The organism is Acinetobacter sp. GRABPA_MV_2 (genome assembly GCF_056725885.1).
This window is the reverse complement of the sequence record NZ_JBWZNA010000001.1, coordinates 368,691-388,297: the sequence shown is the minus strand read 5'-3', so window position 1 is coordinate 388,297 and position 19,607 is coordinate 368,691. Positions and strand designations below refer to the sequence as shown.

Sequence of the window (19,607 nt, the reverse complement as noted above, 5' to 3'; positions counted from 1 at the left end):
GCCACGTACCGGAATGAAATTTGCCGGTGCAAAAACTGGAACCATCCACTCATTAAAGTCATCACGAGAAACTACAAAATTATTCATCTTATCTAGTCCATTAAATTGAATTATTAGGCTTAACTGATGACCCTATTATTCAAAATCAAATTGATTCACAAAATTTGTAATTCAGTCAAAAATGAATTATTTTTTACCAATTTGATAATTGACAATTACAATATGGATAACATTGATCAAATTATTTTAGGTTTACTTAAAGATAACGCACGGATGTCTGTTACAGAGTTAGCCGAAAAAGTTCACGTTTCAAGAGCAACTATCAAGAAGAGAATGGAGTATCTTGAGTCTTCGGGCATTATTACCGGATATACGGTTCGTTTTAAACCGAATGCTGAACGCAACGTCATCCGTGCATGGATGAGCATTATGGTCGAAGGCACTAAAGCACAGTCTGTGATTAAAGAATTACGCCTAGAAAGTGCCGTGGAATGTTTGCATAAAACCAATGGCAAATGGGACATTTTGGTCGAGCTACGCTCTGACACCTTAGAAAACTTCGACAAAGTTTTAGAAAGAATCAGGAATATTTCAGGTATTTATAACAGTGAAACTAGCATTCTGCTTGCGAGTCATAAGACCTGATAACTCACTTTAATTTCAAATTATAAGATCAAAAAATTGCTGAGCTAAGCATGAATCTTGGCTCCTCAAGCTGCTCTCGATTAGAAAATTATTCAATTATCTTTCATCAAATCTACTTAACTAGTACGACAATCAACCTCTCCTAAAAATCTTTAATAAATTTTTAATATTTTTTAAACAATCAAATCAAAAACTTAAAATCTAGTTTGATTTAAATTCCAACTTTTTTCACTTACTCCCCTCATCAAAGCATTTGACAGAAAATTTAAAACATAATACATATAGTATTATATGTTATATGTTATATGTTAAAACCTAAGGACAAGGTATAAAAAATGGCTAAAACTCAACTACAACACTTTATTAACGGCGAATATGTTGCTAGCAAAGGAAATGATTATTTCGACTTGGTAAGCCCAGTGACCGGTGAAGTTTATGCGCAATCACCGAATGCAACCGAGGCAGAAGTTGATGCAGCTTATGCTGCTGCAAAAGAAGCATTTAAAATTTGGGGACGCAGTACACCTTCGACACGTCAAAAAGCATTACTTAACTTGGCAGATGCTATTGAAGCAAATGCTGATCGTTTAATTGAGGCACAAAGTCGTAATACAGGTCAGTTAAAACACTTAATTGCATCTGAAGAAGTGGGTGCATCAGCAGATCAGGTTCGTTTCTTTGCAGGTGCTGCTCGCCTACTCAATGGCACTGCTTCAGGTGAATATTTAGAAGGTTTAACCTCTTCTATTCGCCGCGAACCTGTCGGTGTAGTTGGGCAAGTTACACCTTGGAACTATCCACTCATGATGGCTGTTTGGAAAATTGCTCCAGCTTTAGCCGCAGGTAACACAGTAGTGCTTAAACCAAGTGATACTACGCCTGAAAGTACGCTTTTACTGGCAGAAATTGCTGCACCATTTTTTCCTAAAGGTGCATTTAACGTGGTGTTAGGCCAAGCTCAGGTCGGTTCAAAAGTTGTATCACATAAAACCCCTGCTCTCGTTTCGATTACAGGTTCAGTTCGCGCCGGATTACAAGTTGCTGCTTCTGCTGCGGCAAATTTAGCAAAAGCTCATCTTGAGCTTGGTGGTAAAGCACCTGTAGTGGTTTTTGAAGATGCCGACCTCGATAAAGCAGTTGAAATGATTGCATTAACGGGCTATTTCAACGCAGGCCAAGACTGTACTGCGGCAACACGTGTAATTGTGTCTGAAGCAGTTCATGATGAGTTTTTAGCTAAACTTGTTGAAGCTGCAAAAAATACCCGTTTTGGTGATCCAGATGATCAAGACGCACTTTATGGCCCACTTAACAATGCCAACCAATTGAAAAATGTTAAAGCCTTTATCGACAACTTACCTGCTCACGCTAAAGTTGAAACGGGCGGGAAACAGGCAGACCGTCCAGGCTTCTATTTTGAACCGACGGTTATTAGTGGCTTAAAACAACACGACGAAGCAATTCAAAATGAAATTTTTGGACCAGTGATTACCGTTCAAAAATTTACAGATGAAAATGATGCGATTGAAAAAGCCAACGATGTTGAATATGGCTTAGCTTCAAGTGTTTGGACCAAAGACCATGCCCGCGCAACTCGTCTGTCTCGTGAACTCGATTTCGGTACAGTTTGGATTAACACCCATATTCCTTTAACCGCAGAAATGCCACACGGCGGCTTCAAAAAGTCAGGTTATGGTAAAGATTTATCTGGCTACGGTTTTGAAGAATATACTCGCGTTAAACATGTGATGAGTTCAAACGAATAATAACAATGAGTTTTGAAAGGAGATCAAAATGAATAGACAAGAAATGAAAGACTTGGTGACTAAAGCCCATCACGAGCTTTTTAATTTGCACGACACCACTGCTCTGGATCGTTATTTTTCTGAAGACTTTATAGAGCACTCACCACTCGTTGCAAATGGCATTTCAGGCCTTCGCCAATTGGTAGAAGACTGCCCCGACATGCAACATGAAGCTGTGCGTGTATTGGCAGATGGTGACTTGGTTGCAATTCATGGCCGCTTTCAAGGATTAGATGAAAACCCGTTAGTTGGCTTTGATATTTACCGAGTGAAAGACAGCAAAATTGTGGAACATTGGGATGGACTGGTAGCAGAAGCAGCTCCGAATGTGAGTGGTAGAACCCAACTAGATGGTCCGACTGAGATCATCACTCACCATGATCCAGAGAAAAATCGTGAGATCGTGACCTCTTTCTTTAAGGAGTCATTAATTGATGGCAACTACGAAGCATTTAAAGAATACACTCACAACGATCAGTTCATTCAACATAGCCCAGATATTGGCGATGGTGTTAAGGCAGTGATTGATTTTTTGAACAATATCCGTAATGAAGGACAAGGTTTGGTATACTCCAAAACGCATCGCTCCATTGCTGATGGTCAATTTGTCTTGACACATTCCGAAGGAAGTATTGCCGGAAATCGACATGCCTATTTTGAATTATGGCGTGTAGATAATGGCAAAATTGTTGAACTTTGGGATGCAATACCAGCTGTGCCTGAAGATGAACAGGCCGTCCATCAATATGGCGTGTTTTAATCATTTATCCGTTTCATTAAGCTAAGTCTCTGACTTAGCTTTTAGAGAATTCGCCATGTCAGCATATACGATAATTTTTGCACCTATCGCTCAGGCAACTCGATCGGAACAAGTTGTAGAACGCTTGGAAAATGCAATTATCTCTGGATTGCTCAAAAGCAATGAACAGCTTCCTAACGAAGCGGATCTAGCTCGCTTAATGGGAGTGTCACCCATTACAGTTCGTGAAGCTTTAAATACTTTACGCGTAAAAGGTTTGATTGATACACGACGTGGGCGAAACGGCGGAAGCTTTGTTTGCGAGTTACCTTCCGATTTACTCTTAAACAAGCACCCTCTGCGTCAAGCTTCCAATGAATATCTAGCTGATTTAGGCGAGTTTCATAGTGCAATTTTAAGTCATGCTGCATATTTGGCAGCACAAAGAACCACTGAATATGAACTGGGTAAAATCAAAGAACTTATCGATCAATTTGAACAGGCCATTGAAGCAGACACTCGTGCCCAACTTGATTTACGTTGCTTGCTCACACTCACCTCTTTTGCTCAATCAGCTCGCTTGGCAAATCAAGAGTTAACTATACAAGCCGAATGGGCGCCGCTCATCGCAGTGCTTTATCAAGATGATCAATTTCATCAACTGGTCGTCGCTCAACACCACCAACTTTTATCATCTTTTGTTCAAGGCAATGAAGATGATGCTGTTATTCAAGCGCGAAAAATCATTTCGATGCTAACAGACCAAATGCTTCGATATAAGTTATCTATTGAATAAAAACAATAAAGTAGAGCACTTATAAAATATCGAGTGAGAAATACGGAATTTTAGGAGTTATAGGAATGACCCAACATTTAGATATAGAAGAGCTTCAAAATTTGTTAAAGACGGTGGTTGAAGAAACGACAGCCATTACAGAAAAGCTGGCAACTAAAGCGAGCAAAATTCTTTCAAAACATGAACCTGAAAAAACAAAAGACGTTAAGCTTTCAGGTTCAGAACGCACAGCTTTGCAAAAAGAAATTAAAAAGGCATTACAGGAAAGCCATTACAGTCAAGGCATTGGTTTTGCAAGTTATAGCCCTGCAACGCAAGAAGAACAGGATTATTGGACACTCGAATGGTGGTATAAAAAAGAAGATCAGTTACAGCAAGCCAAACTTGAAAACTATCAAAATGCTCAGCGATTTCTAGACTTTCGCTCTTTCGAATGGTTCCATAAGCCTGCTCAAAACAAAAGTCCGTGCATCCATGGACCCTATGTCGACTATATTTGCAATGGCGCATACACCATCACCCTTGCCCATCCGGTCATGATTCGTGATCAATTTATCGGTGTAATTGCTACCGATATTTTAGTTTCCGCACTCGAAAAACTTCTTATGCCGAAGCTCAAGAATATTAAACAAAAAGCAATTGTGATTAACGACTCTTCTCGAGTGATTACTTCAAATGACATCACCATCAGAACAGGCACATTATTTAAAGGCCAAAGCCCCGAGCAGGTTCTGTCACGACCGTGTCAATCTTTTCAACTGGTCGTGATCTAGAGTGAAGCCGAAAATATAAATATCTGATCTTGCTTTAGGGCATCACTAAAGCGAAACAGCCCCTAGCTTTTGTTCAAAGTTTCTCCAAACAGACTTGTTTATTCAGGTCTAGGGGAAGTTTTGGCTCAAAAATAGCATCGCTTTCCCGGATGAAAAGCAAAACAACGAATTTGAGGTTGAAATGACATGGAAAATAAAACGTCTTCCTTAAAAAAACTGTCTCTTTGGCAAGTCACGATTATTGGTATTGCCTACATGACCCCTATGACGGTATTTGATACCTTCGGTATTGTCTCTGGAATTACCAATGGACACGTACCACTGGCATATTTACTCGCACTTGGCGCCATGCTACTCACCGCTTGGAGCTATGCAAGATTTAGTCAAAATTCAGAAAAATCAGGTTCAGCATATAGTTATACCGCTGAAAGTTTAGGACCTAAAAGTGGTTTTTTTGTCGGTTGGTGTTCGCTACTCGACTATTTGTTATTACCCCTCATTAATGTTTTGCTAGCTGCGATTTATCTGACCGCCCTTATCCCAAGTCTGCCTTACTGGTTCTGGGTGCTTGTATCAGCAAGCCTAGTCACTTTAGTGAATTGTTTTCGCATTCGATTACTCGCCAATTTAAGCCTATTGTTTGTATTTGCCCCCATCATACTTATGGTCATTTTTGTTTATTTAGTGATTAAGGGTATTGGCTCGACTCAAGGTTATGAGCATGTGCTTACATTGGCGCCACTCTGGCATGAGCACCAATCTTTACTCCCCCTCGTTGCGGGTGCCTCAGTTTTGTGCTTTTCATTTTTAGGTTTTGATGCGGTTACCACGCTTTCTAATGAAACCAAACAACCCACCAAAAATATTCCCCGCGCAGTCATGTTAACGACTCTTGCAGGTGGACTTATTTTCTTCACAGCAGCTTGGTTTATTCAACTTTATTTTCCAAACAATCTACGCTTTCAGCATCCATCTGAAGCATTACCTGAAATTGTGCTTTACGTGGGTGGTGCTTTTTTCCAATCTGTATTCTTATGCGGACAAATTATGAACACTGTCGCCTCTGGCCTTGCCTCTCATGCCAGTGCTTCACGTTTACTGTATATAATGGGTACCGATAATATTTTCCCTAAAAAGTATTTTGGGACAATTCATATCTCATTAGGTACACCATTTTTTTCGGTTTTGTTTGTTGGTCTTATTTCAATGTCTGCGGTTTTTCTAGATTTAGCCCAAGTCGTAAGCCTCATCAGCTTTGGTGCCCTAGTCGCTTTTACAGCCGTAAATTTCTCTGTTTTTATGAAGTTTTATATTAAAGATAAACAGCGCGCAGGTTTTAAAAACAAATTTCTAAACCTATTTTTACCGTTTATTTCTGTGTTCAGCATTATTTGCCTCTGGCTTAATCTTGACTCATCTTCACTGATTTTTGGATGTTTCTGGTTAGCTTTGGGCATTCTCCTATTTATCTATAAAACGATTAAAAAACAAAGCATTGCTATCAGTAATGCTTATTAATTTTTAAGGAACTTCGTCATGAAAATTATTTCTAAACCTCAACTTTTAAAAGACGTGGAATATAAACCAAGTAAATCTCTACAAGTGGGCAAAGAGTGGAGCTGGTTAAATCCAAAGCATGCAAAATTTGACGCAACAACTGTAGAAGGTGCATCGGCAGATAATCCAGCAAACTACTATGAAAGCTCACTTTCTGATTGGCATACTTTTGACAGTTTAAAAGCTGATATTGAATGTGATGTCGTGGTTATTGGCGGTGGTTTATTAGGTTCATCGAGTGCATTACATTTAGCTGAACAAGGCGTAGAGACTGTTTTATTAGAAAAAAATCGCATTGGTAGTGCAGCTTCTGGCCGAAATGGCGGACAACTTACCCCCGGTTTAGCTCGCTGGGAAGCTCAAGAAATGGCCGATCGCTTAGGCTATGAAGATGCCAAAAAACTCTGGCATTTTACCTCTACGGAAGCGATGCAACTCATTGATGACATCTCGGAAAAATACCAACTTAACTTTGACCGAAAATATGGTCACATTACTGCCGCCGTTCATGAAGGACATTTAGTTGGCTTAACACAAGGCGCCGACGCACGAAAATATTTAGGTGAAGACCATACCCGCATTGTGGGTAAACATGAACTCATGGACTATATTAAGTCGGATTACTATACAGGTGGCTTAATTGATAAGTTGGGAGGACAAATCCATCCTTTAGCTTTGAACCGTGGCTTAATTTATGGCTTTTGCCAAAACGGCGGTTCTGTCTATGAACAAACAGAAGTCATTTCAATAGAAGAAAAACCAGATGGTATTTATGTTCAAACTGCAAATGCTGTCGTGAAAGCTAAAAAGTCTGTAGTTTTAGCAGTACACCATGCTTCGTTTAAACTTTTATCAGAACAAAACAATACCACTATTCCGTTTTATACCTATGTTGCGACGACTGCCCCGCTAGAGCTTGATACGAAAGAGCTACTGCCATTTGGGCATCCAGTTTATGACACTCAGTTCCAAATTGATTACTATCGCCCCGTATTTAATAACCGCTTATTATTTGGTGGACAAGGTACAGGAACCTGCTGGGGACCAGAGAAAACATTAAATTATTTAGAACATCGAATTCATACGGTTTTCCCTCAAATTAAAAATCTAGAGATGGATTTTGTCTGGAGTGGCACGACCGATTTAACCGTAAATGGTGCAGTCGATAGCCGTAAGTTTGGCAATAAATTCCCAATTTATGCTGTTCATGGTTGGAGTGGTCACGGCGTTGCTCAGACGGTACGTATTGGTAAAGCCATCGCAAATGACTTTGTTGGGCAATCTAACGACTTCGAAATGTTATCTAAAATTGATCATCAAAATATTATTTTTGGTCGTACCCTTGCACCCGTGGTTATTCCACTCGCAAAAAGTATGTATGGCATTGGCGCAATGATTAATCCAGGCAAAATGGTATCTTTCTAATTTATAAAATAACCAGTTTCAAAAAAGGATTCGTATAGCTTTGTACGGATCCTTTTTATTTAGCTGAGTAAAATCCTTTTCAAACTAGGTTATCCCTACCCAATCTATTACAATAGCGCCAGCTTTTTTATTCAGCGCATATATTTTGAGCAATTCATCTTCCCAATTAAAACGCGGACTTAAAAATCGCCATATCCAGTTGATCGCTATGGGTGGTGCTGTCGGGACAGGTTTATTTTTAGGCTCTGCACAAGTCATCCAGTCTGCTGGTCCTTCTATTATTTTAGGTTATGCCATTGTCGGTTTGGTCGCATTTTTAATTATGCGCCAAATGGGTGAAATGATCGTAGAAGAACCAGTGGTTGGTTCCTTTAGTTACTTTGCACAAAAATATTGGGGAAAATTCCCCGGTTTTTTATCGGGCTGGAACTATTGGGTGGTCTATATTCTGGTCGCGATGACTGAGTTAACAGCAGTTGCTAAATATGTGCATTACTGGTGGCCCCACATTCCTGCTTGGATATCAGCCTTATTTTTCTTTGTTTTGGTCACATGTTTGAACTTAGGCAACGTTAAATTTTACGGTGAATCTGAGTTTTGGTTAGCCATTATTAAAGTCGCAGCAGTCATTGCCATGATCGTGTTTGGCTTATATTTGTTGCTCACCACAGGTAATGATTCTATCGCTAGCTTTGCAAACTTATGGCAGCATGGCGGATTTTTCCCGCATGGGTTCTCGGGCCTATTTTATATGCTCGCCTTTTTAATGTTTGCTTTTGGCGGTATTGAACTGATTGGGATGACTGCCGCTGAAGCGGAAAATCCAGAAAAAAGTATTCCGCAAGCCATTAACCAAGTCATCTTTCGAATCTTGGTTTTCTATGTAGCTTCGCTTGCCATCATCATGTCACTCATTCCGTGGAATCAGCTTGACCTCGGTGGTTTAGATAAAAGTCCATTTGTGATGATTTTTAGCCAGCTTGGTATTGGTTGGGCAGCGCATTTGCTTAACTTTATTATTTTGACGGCTGCACTGTCGGTTTATAACAGCGGTATGTATGCAAACAGTCGTATGTTATATGGCCTCGCTGTACAAGGTCATGCATCCAAAATTTTTACAAAAGTCAGCAAACAAGGGGTTCCAACGCCTGCTGTTATCTTTTCTTCTATTCTGATTTTTGGTTGTGTATTACTGAACTATTTTATCCCAGAACAAGCTTTAAGCTATCTCATGTACATGGCCGTGGCTGCACTGGTTTTAAACTGGGCAATTATTAGCTTTACTCATTTAAAGTTTAAACATGCTATGAAACTTGAAAATAAAGTTGCCAAATTCCCTGCTCTATTTTCACCTTTAAGTAACTATATCGTTTTGATTTTTATTGGCATGATTTTATATATCATGTGGACCCAAGGGTTTGAAAAATCTGTTATTTTAATTCCAATCTGGATTACATTCATGTTTGGACTATATAAATTTCTGAGTTGGAAAAAAGCACTCTAATATTCAAAAAAGGCTTATTCAAACAGGATAAGCCTTTTATCATTTAACAGTTCGTCACCCTGAGCAACTTCAGAAAATCTATTCAAAAAACCATTCACATTCTATTCATCATTATTGAATTGCTCTCTGCTAGACACATGGATATGTAAACCTTAGTCATTCTAAACATTGGTATTTAATGAGATAATTATTAAAGTACAAGTGTTTACATGATCTATAAATATTTGTGTCAATGTTCAGCTAAAATCAAAGCAGACCAGTTATCGTTACGATCACTCAATAGGCAAAAGATACTGCATCGTAAGACAGGCTCTTTACCCACTTTACTGATTTAGCCCTCAACTGTGTCACTCAATGATGAAGACAGGAAATTTTATGGAAAAAGCTCTGCAATGTCCTAAGTGTGGTTCTACAGAAATTGAAGCACGTGACCATGACAAATTACTTAGAACAACTGGCGGTGTTTTACTCACAGCTGCCGGCACAACGGCAGGCACTGTAGGTGGTGCTGCGACTGGTGCTACTGTTGGAGCAGCTATTGGTACTGTTGCTGGTCCTTTAGGTGTAATTGTTGGCGGAACTGTAGGGACTTTTGTTGGTGCCATTAGTGCAGGAATTACTGGCGGTGTAGTTGGTAATATTTTTGGTAAGAAAGCTGGCGTAATAATCGACAAGAATATTTTTCAAGATTATCGCTGTCTAAAATGTAAATACCGTTTTAAGCAAAAGAAGTAATATTTATATAAATTAAGTTCAGGTTTAATTTATTTTTAAAGTAAGGAAAGTACGCACTTAGGGTATTTTTCCTTACCCATCCCCTCACTCAATTATCTCAAAACATTTAAAAAATAATCCAACAATTGCTCCCTTTCACTAGCTTTATTAGGATCTAAAAGTTGGATGATTGCGCCATCAATCATAAATAAAATAATGTTTGCATCAGCTTTTAAGCCACGACTTTCTAGACTAAATATCAAATCAAAAAGTTCTTTAAGTAGCCATTTTCTATATTCAATCGCCATGCGGTAAGCTCGAGGATAAAGCAGTTTTAATTCAAAAATGGCTTTAAACAAAAGATGGTAAAGGCTATTTATATCGACATGTAAGCGGGCAATTTCTTTGAGTTTATCGGCTGCGTTTGGGTAGCGATGTGAATAGACAATTGCCAGAACTTCTTCTTTGAGTCGGCTTTTTTGAAAGATTAGGCACATTTCAACAAGCCGTTCTTTCGAGTGAAAGTAGTTATAAAACGTCGCTTTTTGAATTTTGGATTTTTTAATAATCAGGTCTACGCCTGCATTATGAAATCCATGCGTGGTAAAAAGTTGGATAGCGGTTTGAACCACCTGTAATTTTTTGGAAGATATTTCTAAAGTTGGCATAGTTTTACCGTTATAAATTCTTGTTGTTTCTAAATGAGATAAAAAGCCTGTGCCCTTTTTGGGAGAAAAAAGGCACAGCAAAGCCGTAAGACGGTGCTTGGCACATCTCAAGTTTTGTTTTGCTAAGTTTTAAGTAAAAATGACTAAAGCCTGAAAACCTTATGGCGTTCAAGCTGCTTTAAATTTTTAAGTTGTGTCGATATAGACTTTGGCAAAGGCTGCCAAGAAATAATGAATGTGCAAAGCCAACTCCTTTTTTATTGGGAGTTCTGCCAAATCATTAAAATTATGGTGGCAGAACGAAAGGGGGTTCGCAGACTGGAAACAAAGGAACCAGCACACCCGAAGGTGTCCCCCTTCCGCCCTACCGTAGAGAAAAAGGGGGCGAACGAGTTCCCGACACACAAAATAAGAATTTTGCATATCGACTTTGTTTTCCCGGTCTGCGACAACCGACTGGCAATGTGGCCAGCATGCGAAGAATAGTATTCAACTCTCTTACAGTCAAGCACACAAAATGACATTTGTTTTAAATTAGATCATTAAAAAGTAAGGATAAATAATGAAAGAGTTATTGTTAAATTGGGGTTTATAACGGGATTGAATTTTATATAGATATATTAGTTTTAACAGGTAAGATTAGAATATAAAAAATGGTAAATGATGAAATGAAAATATCTTTATTAGATGTACAAGAAGTATTCAATGATTTGTTAAACCATAAAATTAGCCGAGAGGATGCTGAAGAGTGAGCAAGAAAAAGAATGAATGCACTGAATAACCAAGACTTAACTTTCGATCCACCTATTAAAGAGCAACTCCTATGGAAAGCAGTAATATATTTAAGTGGTATTGGGTTAAAAATATCTCCTGATAAATATATGGAAGATGAAATTGGCATTAAAGAAATTTTTAATACTTATTGGAATCAATAACTTTTTTAGCGAAAATTTATACCCCCAATTATAAGATAATTAAAACAATATTCTAAATAAAAAGCTAAGCCTGATAACCGTGGCTTAGCTTTGAAAAATAATTTAACAAGCTCTATCTAGAAAATTTATGATCTTTAGGAAGAGGAGCATCACATGGTTGATCCGTCTTTACATTGACCATTTTCACAGGCCCATCGTTATAGATTGTTACCTTACAGCCTTTTACGACATATTCCTGTTGAATGCCACCGTACATTTCATCCTCAGAAACAGCAGATGCAACATCACACGCCTCGTCAGCACGACATGCAGTCTCCCCTCCATCAGCCTCTACAGCTTCTGCTCCAGCAGCTTCCATTGCATCTACAGCACTCTCCTGTACTTCCGCATCTACAGCCTCCATCTTTGCTGCATATGTATTTGAAAAATTCATCATAAGAAAAATTGCAAGAAATAACTTACTACAATGATTTATTAAATTCATGAACTATCCATATCTATTAATTTAAATTCGGTACATATCAGGCGATTTTACGTTGCAAGTTAGGGATGCAAAGAGATCAGTATTATAAGGCGCTATTCTACCCATAATTATACATATAGCAGCAATAGTTACCCCGAAAGAATTCATCAAACAATTACAAGATATTGACCATTATGAGGATGCGATTAACTACACAATATAAAATTAAACTGAAATCAAAATCTGTCTAACACAATCCAAATTTTTATGGAGGGTAAGATGAGGGGTAAAATAATAGATATAAAAAAAGCCCCTGTTTTTAACAGGGGCTTTTTGAATTTGGCGGAAGCGGTGAGATTCGAACTCACGGAGGACTCACACCCTCGTCGGTTTTCAAGACCGGTGCATTAAACCGCTCTGCCACGCTTCCATGTGCGTAAGAATACAAAGCTTATTCATTTTATTCAAGAAAAATATCATCGCTTTGTGTTCAAGTGCATATTGTTTCATCAATTTTACAGTTGCGCAGCCAATTCTGCTCCTTCTTTGATCGCACGCTTCGCATCTAGCTCTGCTGCGAGCTTTGCTCCACCAATAATATGGTAGTTCGCTATAGTCGACTCACCTTCTTTTGGCATCAAGTCTTTTACCGACTCTTGACCTGCACACACCACAACCGTATCTACACGTAAAAGTTGATCTTGCCCATTGTGCTCAATCCAAAGTCCTTCATCAGTGACTGCTTTATATTGCACACCACGCAGCATACGTACGCCATGCTTTTTAAGCTGTGCACGGTGTACCCAACCCGAAGTCTTGCCAAGGCCAATACCGAGTGGTGTGGTTTTACGTTGTAGTAAATAAATTTCACGGATTGCTGGTTCAACTTCTGGCGGCTGCATACCACCTTCAGAAACATAATTCGGATCTGGGTCTACACCCCATTCACGTTGCCAATCAGCCAAAGGTTGAGGCTGTGGTTGATGTGGCGGCTTAAGTAAAAATTCTGACACGTCAAAACCAATACCACCCGCACCAATCACTGCAACTTTTTGCCCGACTTCTGCCCCTTTCAAAACTTGAGCATAAGAAAGGACTTGTGGCGCGTCACTTCCTTCAATTTTTAATGCACGAGGGATTACACCTGTTGCAACAATCACTTCATCAAAACCTTCGCGTTCAAGCTGCTCACGGTTCACGCGAGTATTTAAACGTACGTCCACTCCAGTTTTTTCCAGTTGGACTTTAAAGTAGCGGATCGTCTCGTGAAATTCTTCTTTGCCTGGTACAACTTTGGCAAAGTTAAATTGACCACCAACATCAGAAGTTGCCTCAAACAGCGTCACTGCATGGCCACGGCTTGCGGCAACAGTTGCCGCCGACATACCCGCTACTCCGCCGCCCACAACTGCAATTCGCTTAGGCTGTTTAGTCTTTAAATAGACCAGTTCAGTTTCATGTCCTGCACGTGGGTTCACTAAACAAGACACACGCTTATTTTTAAAAGCATGGTCCAAACAGGCTTGGTTACATGCAATACAGGTATTAATTTCATCAACACGGTTAGTCGCAGTTTTATTTACCCAAAATGCATCGGCCAATAAAGGACGCGCCATTTGAACCATATCTGCTTTGCCAGTTGCCAAAATTTCTTCGGCAGTTTCAGGCATGTTAATGCGGTTTGACGCAATAATCGGAATAGAAATATGTTGTTTTACATGAGCAGTATAGTCGACAAAAGCTGCACGAGGCACAGATGTTACAATGGTCGGAACACGAGCTTCATGCCAGCCAATACCGGTATTTAATAAAGTCACCCCTGCTTTTTCTAAAGCTTTGGCTACAGTCACCACCTCTTGCATGGTGTTACCGTCATGGACTAAATCAAGTAATGACAAGCGGAAACAGATAATAAACTTCTCACCGACTTTGGCACGGATCGCTTTAACAATCTCGACTGGAAAGCGCATACGGTTTTCAATTTCACCACCCCAACGGTCAGTCCGCTGGTTCACGTGGCGACTTAAAAACTGGTTAATTAAATACCCTTCCGAGCCCATAATTTCGACACCGTCATAACCTGCTTTTTTGGCAATATCGGCGCACTGTGCGTAATCTTCTATTGTGCTCAGAATATTTTTTTCAGAAAGCTGGCGTGGTTTAAATGGGGAAATTGGAGATTTAATTGCAGTTGAAGACACAACAAACGGCTGGTAACCATAGCGACCTGCATGCAAAATTTGCATTAAGATTTTAGAACCATGTTTATGCACAGCATGTGTAACCAGACGATGCTGTGGAATATCAAATAAGCTATTCATGGTTCCGCCAGCAGGTGCTAACCATCCTTGACGGTTCGGTGAAATACCACCTGTCACAATCAGGCCAACCCCACCTTTTGCACGCTCTTCAAAATAAGCTGCCAGTTTTGGATAATTGTAAAAACGGTCTTCAAGCCCCGTATGCATGGAACCCATCACCACACGGTTTTTAATGGTGGTAAAGCCTAAATGTAATGGTTTTAATAAATTGGCGTAACTTGTCATGCTGCGTCCCAATAATTTTTTGCAACTTGTTGCATAGTACTTTAATACTTTTTTGATAATTTTGGATGACCATGCAAAGAAATTTATCGGAGCTTATGGTCAATCCATTTATTTAAGAACAATACTTCATTCACTTCTTCTTATTCTATAAATAGCCTTATATTTTTTATCAAATTAAAACTTCAAATCAGAACAAGTGAATTAATGCTTTTTTTGCGAAAAAAAGCACCATGAATAGTGCTACAATAGCCGCCATTCAGAATTCTCAAGACCGCCTATATGGGGTCTTTTTCATAAATGTTAGGATTAGCAATGACTGATAATGCAACTATCTTGCAGCATGTACCAGTAGGCAAAAAAGTTGGGATTGCCTTCTCCGGAGGCCTAGACACTTCAGCTGCCTTATTGTGGATGAAACAAAAAGGCGCAGAACCTTATGCATATACTGCAAACTTAGGTCAGCCTGATGAAGATGACTACGATGCAATTCCAAAGAAAGCAGAACAATACGGCGCTGTAAAAGCTCGCTTAATTGACTGCCGCTTACAACTTGCGCTTGAAGGTATTGCTGCGATTCAGTGTGGTGCATTCCATATCAGTACAGGTGGTGTTCCTTATTTCAATACAACTCCACTCGGTCGTGCAGTAACAGGTACAATGTTAGTTACTGCAATGAAAGAAGATGACGTAAACATCTGGGGTGACGGTTCAACTTATAAAGGTAACGATATTGAACGTTTTTATCGTTATGGTTTGTTGACTAACCCGAATCTTAAAATTTATAAGCCTTGGTTAGATCAAAACTTCATCGATGAGCTCGGTGGCCGTGCAGAAATGTCACAGTTCCTGATCGACAACGGTTTTGACTACAAAATGTCAAAAGAAAAAGCGTACTCAACTGACTCAAACATGTTGGGCGCGACTCACGAAGCAAAAGATCTTGAATACCTAAATGCTGGTATCAAAATCGTTGACCCAATTATGGGTGTTGCTTTCTGGAAAGATGAAGTTGAAATTACCCCAGAAGAAGTGACTGTACGTTTTGAAGAAGGTGTACCTGTTGCATTAAACGGTCAAACTTTTGACAATCCAGTTGAACTTATTCTGGAAGCAAACCGTATTGGTGGTCGTCATGGTTTAGGTATGTCTGACCAAATCGAAAACCGTATTATTGAAGCGAAATCTCGTGGTATTTATGAAGCACCGGGTATGGCCCTTCTTCATATTGCTTATGAGCGTTTGGTTACTGGTATTCATAACGAAGATACGATCGAACAATACCGCATTAACGGTTTACGTTTAGGTCGTTTACTTTACCAAGGCCGCTGGTTCGACTCTCAAGCACTTATGTTGCGTGAAACTGCACAGCGTTGGGTTGCTAAAGCGATTACTGGTGAAGTAACTCTTGAGCTTCGTCGTGGTAATGACTACACCATCATGAACACTGAATCTCCGAACTTAACGTACGAAGCTGAACGTTTAACAATGGAAAAAGGCGATTCAATGTTTACGCCAATGGACCGTATTGGTCAGTTGACTATGCGTAACCTCGACATTACCGATACACGTGCAAAACTTGGTATCTATACAGATGCTGGTTTGCTTTCAATCGGCCAAGGTTCTGCTGTACCACAACTTGATAGCAAGAAAAAATAATTTTCTTACTTAATAAAAAAGCCACCTACAAAGGTGGCTTTTTTATTTCAAATATTTGTGCTCAAACAAGTTCTGCCACTTCTAACGGTTGATAATAAATCTGGTTACGCCCAAGTTGCTTAGCCCGATACAGAGCTTGATCCGCAGCATGAATTAATTTTTCCTGATTTACTTTAAAACCTTCTGTATAAACAGTAAAACCTAAACTAATCGTGACATGCTTAGAGACTAAAGATGCTGCATGAGGAATCGCTTGTCGCTCAATCGCTTTATAAATATTTGCAGCGACGGCATAGGCACCTTGAGCAGGTGTTTTCGGTAACAGCACGACAAACTCTTCTCCTCCATAGCGAGCAACAAAATCAACATGCCGAATCGAATTTTTAATTGCAGCAGCAATAGATGAGATAACTTTATCCCCCATTTGATGTCCATAAAAATCGTTATAATTTTTAAAAAAATCGATATCAATAAACAAAACGGCCAATGGTCGCTTTTCTTGTTTTGCACGATAGTAAAAAAAGTCGAACATCTCATCAAAAGTACGTCGATTTGAGATATTAGTCAGTGCGTCTTGCTGGCTTAAATGAAGCAATTCAGATGCCTCAATACGTAAAATTTGTTCATTAAGTTCAGCAAGCTGATTATTTAAAAAAAGGCTTCTTTCCCTAGAGATAAGCATTGTGCTAATTGAAAAACCTAAAATACAAGTACCGAACAAGGCTCGACCAAGTGCAATATAATCACAATTTACGTTGAGTAAATTAAGAAAAATAAAAACCAATATTGCTGCTGATAAGCCTACATACAGCATATGCAGTGGCTTGATCCCACTTAAGATAAACCCAAGCATATATAAAAATGAAAGTAGCAACATCGACTGATTTTTAAGCGCCATATTTCCGACGCTTAGCAACAACATTGCACTTGTAATAATGCTAAAAAAAACAATGCTACATGCAGCAAAATAAAAGTGCTCGGAGAGCTTTTTAGATTTGGCAAAAATCCAAAATAGTAAGAGTGCAAGCGCAATATTCATTGCACTTAATAAGCAATAAATAAAGTCCAGAGTAATATAAGGCTTACCTATCACTAAGTAGTCGGTTGGCAACACCAACAAAATAAAAATAAGATAGGTTAAAATGCCACTTGTTAAAAATTTTGAGATATTTTGTTTAGTTCGCTCAAGATTCAAGCACCAAAATTTTTTTTCTAATTGGTGTGGTAAAGGCATGTTGGCATAACGATGGGTATGTAGGGTTACCAAATATTCTATTTCTTCTTTTGCTTTGAGTAATTCATGTACATTTCCCCTATTCACCACTACTTGATTCCTGCCCATTACACATTAACAAAATATAACATTATTTTTTAAGGCCTCTGCCGCTTTATTTTGCCATTTGTCCGTAATTCTCGTTACCATTTTCACACTTTATCGATTATCATTTGTTTTATTTCGAAGTTTGAACTGCCTTGGACTCTATTACCCTGCTCCAGCCAGATGACTGGCATGCACATTTACGTGATGGTTTAGCATTAAAACGTACTGTACCTGATTTGGCCAAACAATTTGCTCGTGCGATCTGTATGCCAAACCTTGTTCCACCTGTAAAAACTGTGGAAGAAGCATTGGCTTACCGTGAACGTATTCTTGCTCATGTTCCAGAGGGTCTTAACTTTGACCCACGTATGGTGCTTTATTTTACTGATTTCACCTCACCAGACGAAGTTCGTAAAATTAAAGAATCTGGACATGTAAATGCCATTAAACTTTATCCAGCAGGCGCGACCACTAACTCTGATAACGGTGTAAGTGACATTCGTAAAGTTTATGCGGTCATTGAGCAACTAGAAGAGCATCAAGTTCCGTTATTACTTCATGGTGAAGTGACTCATAACCACGTTGATATTTTTGACCGTGAAAAACGCTTCTTAGACGAAGTTTTATCACCGTTATTAAAACAGTTTCCAAAACTTAAAGTGGTACTTGAACACATCACAACAAGCGATGCTGCGCACTTTGTTTTAGAACAAGATCGCAATGTGGCTGCAACCATTACGCCTCAACATTTATTATTTAACCGTAATGATATGTTGGTTGGTGGTATTAAACCGCATTTCTATTGCTTACCAATTTTAAAGCGTCAAACTCACCAGACCACTTTGCTTGAAGTTGCAACGAGCGGTAACCCTAAATTTTTCTTGGGTACAGATAGTGCTCCTCACTCGCAAAATGCAAAAGAAAATGCGTGTGGCTGTGCGGGCTGTTATAGTGCGCCTAATGCAATTGAACTTTATGCTCAAGCATTTGACCAAGTGGGTAAATTAGAGCGTTTAGAAGGTTTTGCAAGCCACTTTGGTGCAGACTTCTACGGGCTACCACGTAATACTTCTACCATTACCTTGGTAAAAGAAGATAACCTCGTTCCAGAATCTTTTGATTATTTAGATGATCAAAAAATTATCCCGCTGCATGCCGGGAAAACGCTGCAATGGAGAAAAGTGTGACACAAGAAACCTCTGTCCCGGTCATTGGCCAACGTTTTCGTGGCTTCTTACCTGTTGTTGTTGACGTTGAAACGGCAGGTTTTAATGCCCAGACAGATGCATTGCTAGAAATTGCGTGCATTCCAATTGTGTATGATGCTCAGGGACAATTTGTCCCTGGCCCAGCATTTCATGCACATATTAACCCGTTTGAAGGGGCTAATCTCGATCGCCGTTCGTTAGATTTTATTGGTATTGATCCATTCAATCCAATGCGTATTGCAATGGCTGAAGATGAACGCACTGCATTACGCCGTATTTTTAAATCGGTGAATGAAGTCCGTAAACAGCAACATTGTACACATGCCGTCTTAGTGGGCCACAATGCGCATTTTGACCTTGGTTTTGTGCAAGCAGCAATTGCACGTACAAGCACAAAAAACCAAAACCCATTCCATAGTTTTTCAGTGATGGATACGGTTACTTTAAGTGCTGTTATGTTTGGACAAACTGTGCTTGCTAAAGCCTGTATTCAAGCTGGAATTGAGTTTGATGGTAAAGAAGCACACTCTGCTTTGTACGATACTCAGAAGACTGCTGAACTGTTTTGCTATATTTTGAACAAACTGTCACCTTACCTCCTTGACAGTTTGGTGGCGGCTTCTTAAGATACCGCCATCCTCAACGTCCCTATCGTCTAGAGGCCTAGGACATCGCCCTTTCACGGCGGTAACCGGGGTTCGAATCCCCGTAGGGACGCCATATTCTCTTCTTATAAATTCCTTTCTATTTTAATTTTTTTATAGTTCTAATCTTCTGTATTTCTTAATAAAATACACTTGTACACATATATCACGGATCCGGTATTTTCTTTACATAGATTTACAATATAAT

General features: G+C 39.3%; 16 protein-coding genes, 2 tRNA genes and 2 pseudogenes. 14 read left to right on the top strand and 6 right to left on the bottom strand.

The features are described from left to right. Positions 1–87: pseudogene (locus ACXM0J_RS01810) on the bottom strand (hypothetical protein); the annotation flags it as partial. A gap of 135 nt (positions 88–222) precedes the next feature. Between ACXM0J_RS01810 and ACXM0J_RS01805 the strand changes: the two are divergent. The 9 genes from ACXM0J_RS01805 to ACXM0J_RS01765 all read left to right on the top strand — a co-directional run bounded on the left by ACXM0J_RS01805 (position 223) and on the right by ACXM0J_RS01765 (position 9,979). Further along, positions 223–645: an Lrp/AsnC family transcriptional regulator gene (locus ACXM0J_RS01805; RefSeq protein ID WP_002001056.1), complete on the top strand. Its 423-nt coding sequence runs from the start codon at positions 223–225 to the stop codon at positions 643–645. A 335-nt stretch (positions 646–980) separates the two neighbouring features. After that, positions 981–2,411, top strand: coding sequence for a gamma-aminobutyraldehyde dehydrogenase (locus tag ACXM0J_RS01800; RefSeq protein WP_086264928.1), 1,431 nt, complete (start codon positions 981–983; stop codon positions 2,409–2,411). Positions 2,412–2,439: 28 nt separating this feature from the next. Next, complete coding sequence (locus ACXM0J_RS01795; RefSeq protein ID WP_086264927.1) at positions 2,440–3,210, top strand: nuclear transport factor 2 family protein; 771 nt, start codon at positions 2,440–2,442, stop codon at positions 3,208–3,210. A gap of 55 nt (positions 3,211–3,265) precedes the next feature. Beyond that, on the top strand, positions 3,266–3,985 hold the full coding sequence (locus tag ACXM0J_RS01790; RefSeq protein WP_086264926.1) for a FadR/GntR family transcriptional regulator: 720 nt from the start codon (positions 3,266–3,268) through the stop codon (positions 3,983–3,985). Positions 3,986–4,050: 65 nt separating this feature from the next. Then, positions 4,051–4,758, top strand: coding sequence for a cache domain-containing protein (locus ACXM0J_RS01785; protein ID WP_086264925.1), 708 nt, complete (start codon positions 4,051–4,053; stop codon positions 4,756–4,758). Positions 4,759–4,944: 186 nt separating this feature from the next. Beyond that, positions 4,945–6,276 (top strand): APC family permease, encoded by a 1,332-nt coding sequence (locus ACXM0J_RS01780; protein WP_086264924.1) that lies wholly within the window; start codon positions 4,945–4,947, stop codon positions 6,274–6,276. A gap of 18 nt (positions 6,277–6,294) precedes the next feature. After that, positions 6,295–7,740, top strand: a complete 1,446-nt coding sequence (locus ACXM0J_RS01775; RefSeq protein ID WP_086264923.1) for an NAD(P)/FAD-dependent oxidoreductase — start codon at positions 6,295–6,297, stop codon at positions 7,738–7,740. A gap of 145 nt (positions 7,741–7,885) precedes the next feature. After that, the gene (locus tag ACXM0J_RS01770; protein ID WP_086264922.1) at positions 7,886–9,244 is read left to right on the top strand and encodes an amino acid permease; all 1,359 of its coding nucleotides are present in this window, start codon (positions 7,886–7,888) and stop codon (positions 9,242–9,244) included. Positions 9,245–9,619: 375 nt separating this feature from the next. Continuing rightward, positions 9,620–9,979: a hypothetical protein gene (locus ACXM0J_RS01765; RefSeq protein WP_002120526.1), complete on the top strand. Its 360-nt coding sequence runs from the start codon at positions 9,620–9,622 to the stop codon at positions 9,977–9,979. Between the two features lie 92 nt (positions 9,980–10,071). Here the strand turns inward: ACXM0J_RS01765 and ACXM0J_RS01760 are convergent, their stop codons facing one another. Next, positions 10,072–10,626, bottom strand: a complete 555-nt coding sequence (locus ACXM0J_RS01760; RefSeq protein WP_086264949.1) for a TetR/AcrR family transcriptional regulator — start codon at positions 10,624–10,626, stop codon at positions 10,072–10,074. Positions 10,627–11,294: 668 nt separating this feature from the next. Between ACXM0J_RS01760 and ACXM0J_RS01755 the strand changes: the two are divergent. Beyond that, positions 11,295–11,561, top strand: a pseudogene (locus ACXM0J_RS01755) (hypothetical protein). Between the two features lie 112 nt (positions 11,562–11,673). Here ACXM0J_RS01755 and ACXM0J_RS01750 read toward each other — a convergent pair. The 3 genes from ACXM0J_RS01750 to ACXM0J_RS01740 form a co-directional block, all read right to left on the bottom strand. Then, positions 11,674–11,997 (bottom strand): hypothetical protein, encoded by a 324-nt coding sequence (locus tag ACXM0J_RS01750; protein WP_086264948.1) that lies wholly within the window; start codon positions 11,995–11,997, stop codon positions 11,674–11,676. A 367-nt stretch (positions 11,998–12,364) separates the two neighbouring features. Further along, positions 12,365–12,454 (bottom strand) — tRNA-Ser (locus ACXM0J_RS01745). An 85-nt stretch (positions 12,455–12,539) separates the two neighbouring features. Further along, positions 12,540–14,570, bottom strand: coding sequence for an NADPH-dependent 2,4-dienoyl-CoA reductase (locus ACXM0J_RS01740; RefSeq protein ID WP_016802556.1), 2,031 nt, complete (start codon positions 14,568–14,570; stop codon positions 12,540–12,542). 297 nt (positions 14,571–14,867) lie between these two features. Here ACXM0J_RS01740 and argG point away from each other — a divergent pair, with 297 nt between their 5' ends. Further along, entirely contained in the window at positions 14,868–16,226 is a 1,359-nt protein-coding gene (argG, locus tag ACXM0J_RS01735) for an argininosuccinate synthase (RefSeq protein WP_014206117.1), read from the top strand. Between the two features lie 61 nt (positions 16,227–16,287). Here the strand turns inward: argG and ACXM0J_RS01730 are convergent, their stop codons facing one another. Beyond that, positions 16,288–17,550 (bottom strand): GGDEF domain-containing protein, encoded by a 1,263-nt coding sequence (locus tag ACXM0J_RS01730; protein WP_057085186.1) that lies wholly within the window; start codon positions 17,548–17,550, stop codon positions 16,288–16,290. Between the two features lie 149 nt (positions 17,551–17,699). On the opposite strand from ACXM0J_RS01730, the gene pyrC reads away from it, so the two are divergent. The 3 genes from pyrC (at position 17,700) to ACXM0J_RS01715 (ending at position 19,475) form a co-directional block, all read left to right on the top strand. Further along, positions 17,700–18,734, top strand: coding sequence for a dihydroorotase (gene pyrC, locus ACXM0J_RS01725; protein WP_005070491.1), 1,035 nt, complete (start codon positions 17,700–17,702; stop codon positions 18,732–18,734). Further along, complete coding sequence (gene rnt / locus ACXM0J_RS01720) at positions 18,719–19,381, top strand: ribonuclease T (RefSeq protein WP_002117536.1); 663 nt, start codon at positions 18,719–18,721, stop codon at positions 19,379–19,381. Before pyrC ends, rnt begins: the two co-directional genes overlap by 16 nt. A gap of 18 nt (positions 19,382–19,399) precedes the next feature. Next, positions 19,400–19,475, top strand: a tRNA-Glu gene (locus ACXM0J_RS01715). The last annotated feature ends 132 nt before the right edge of the window (positions 19,476–19,607 follow it).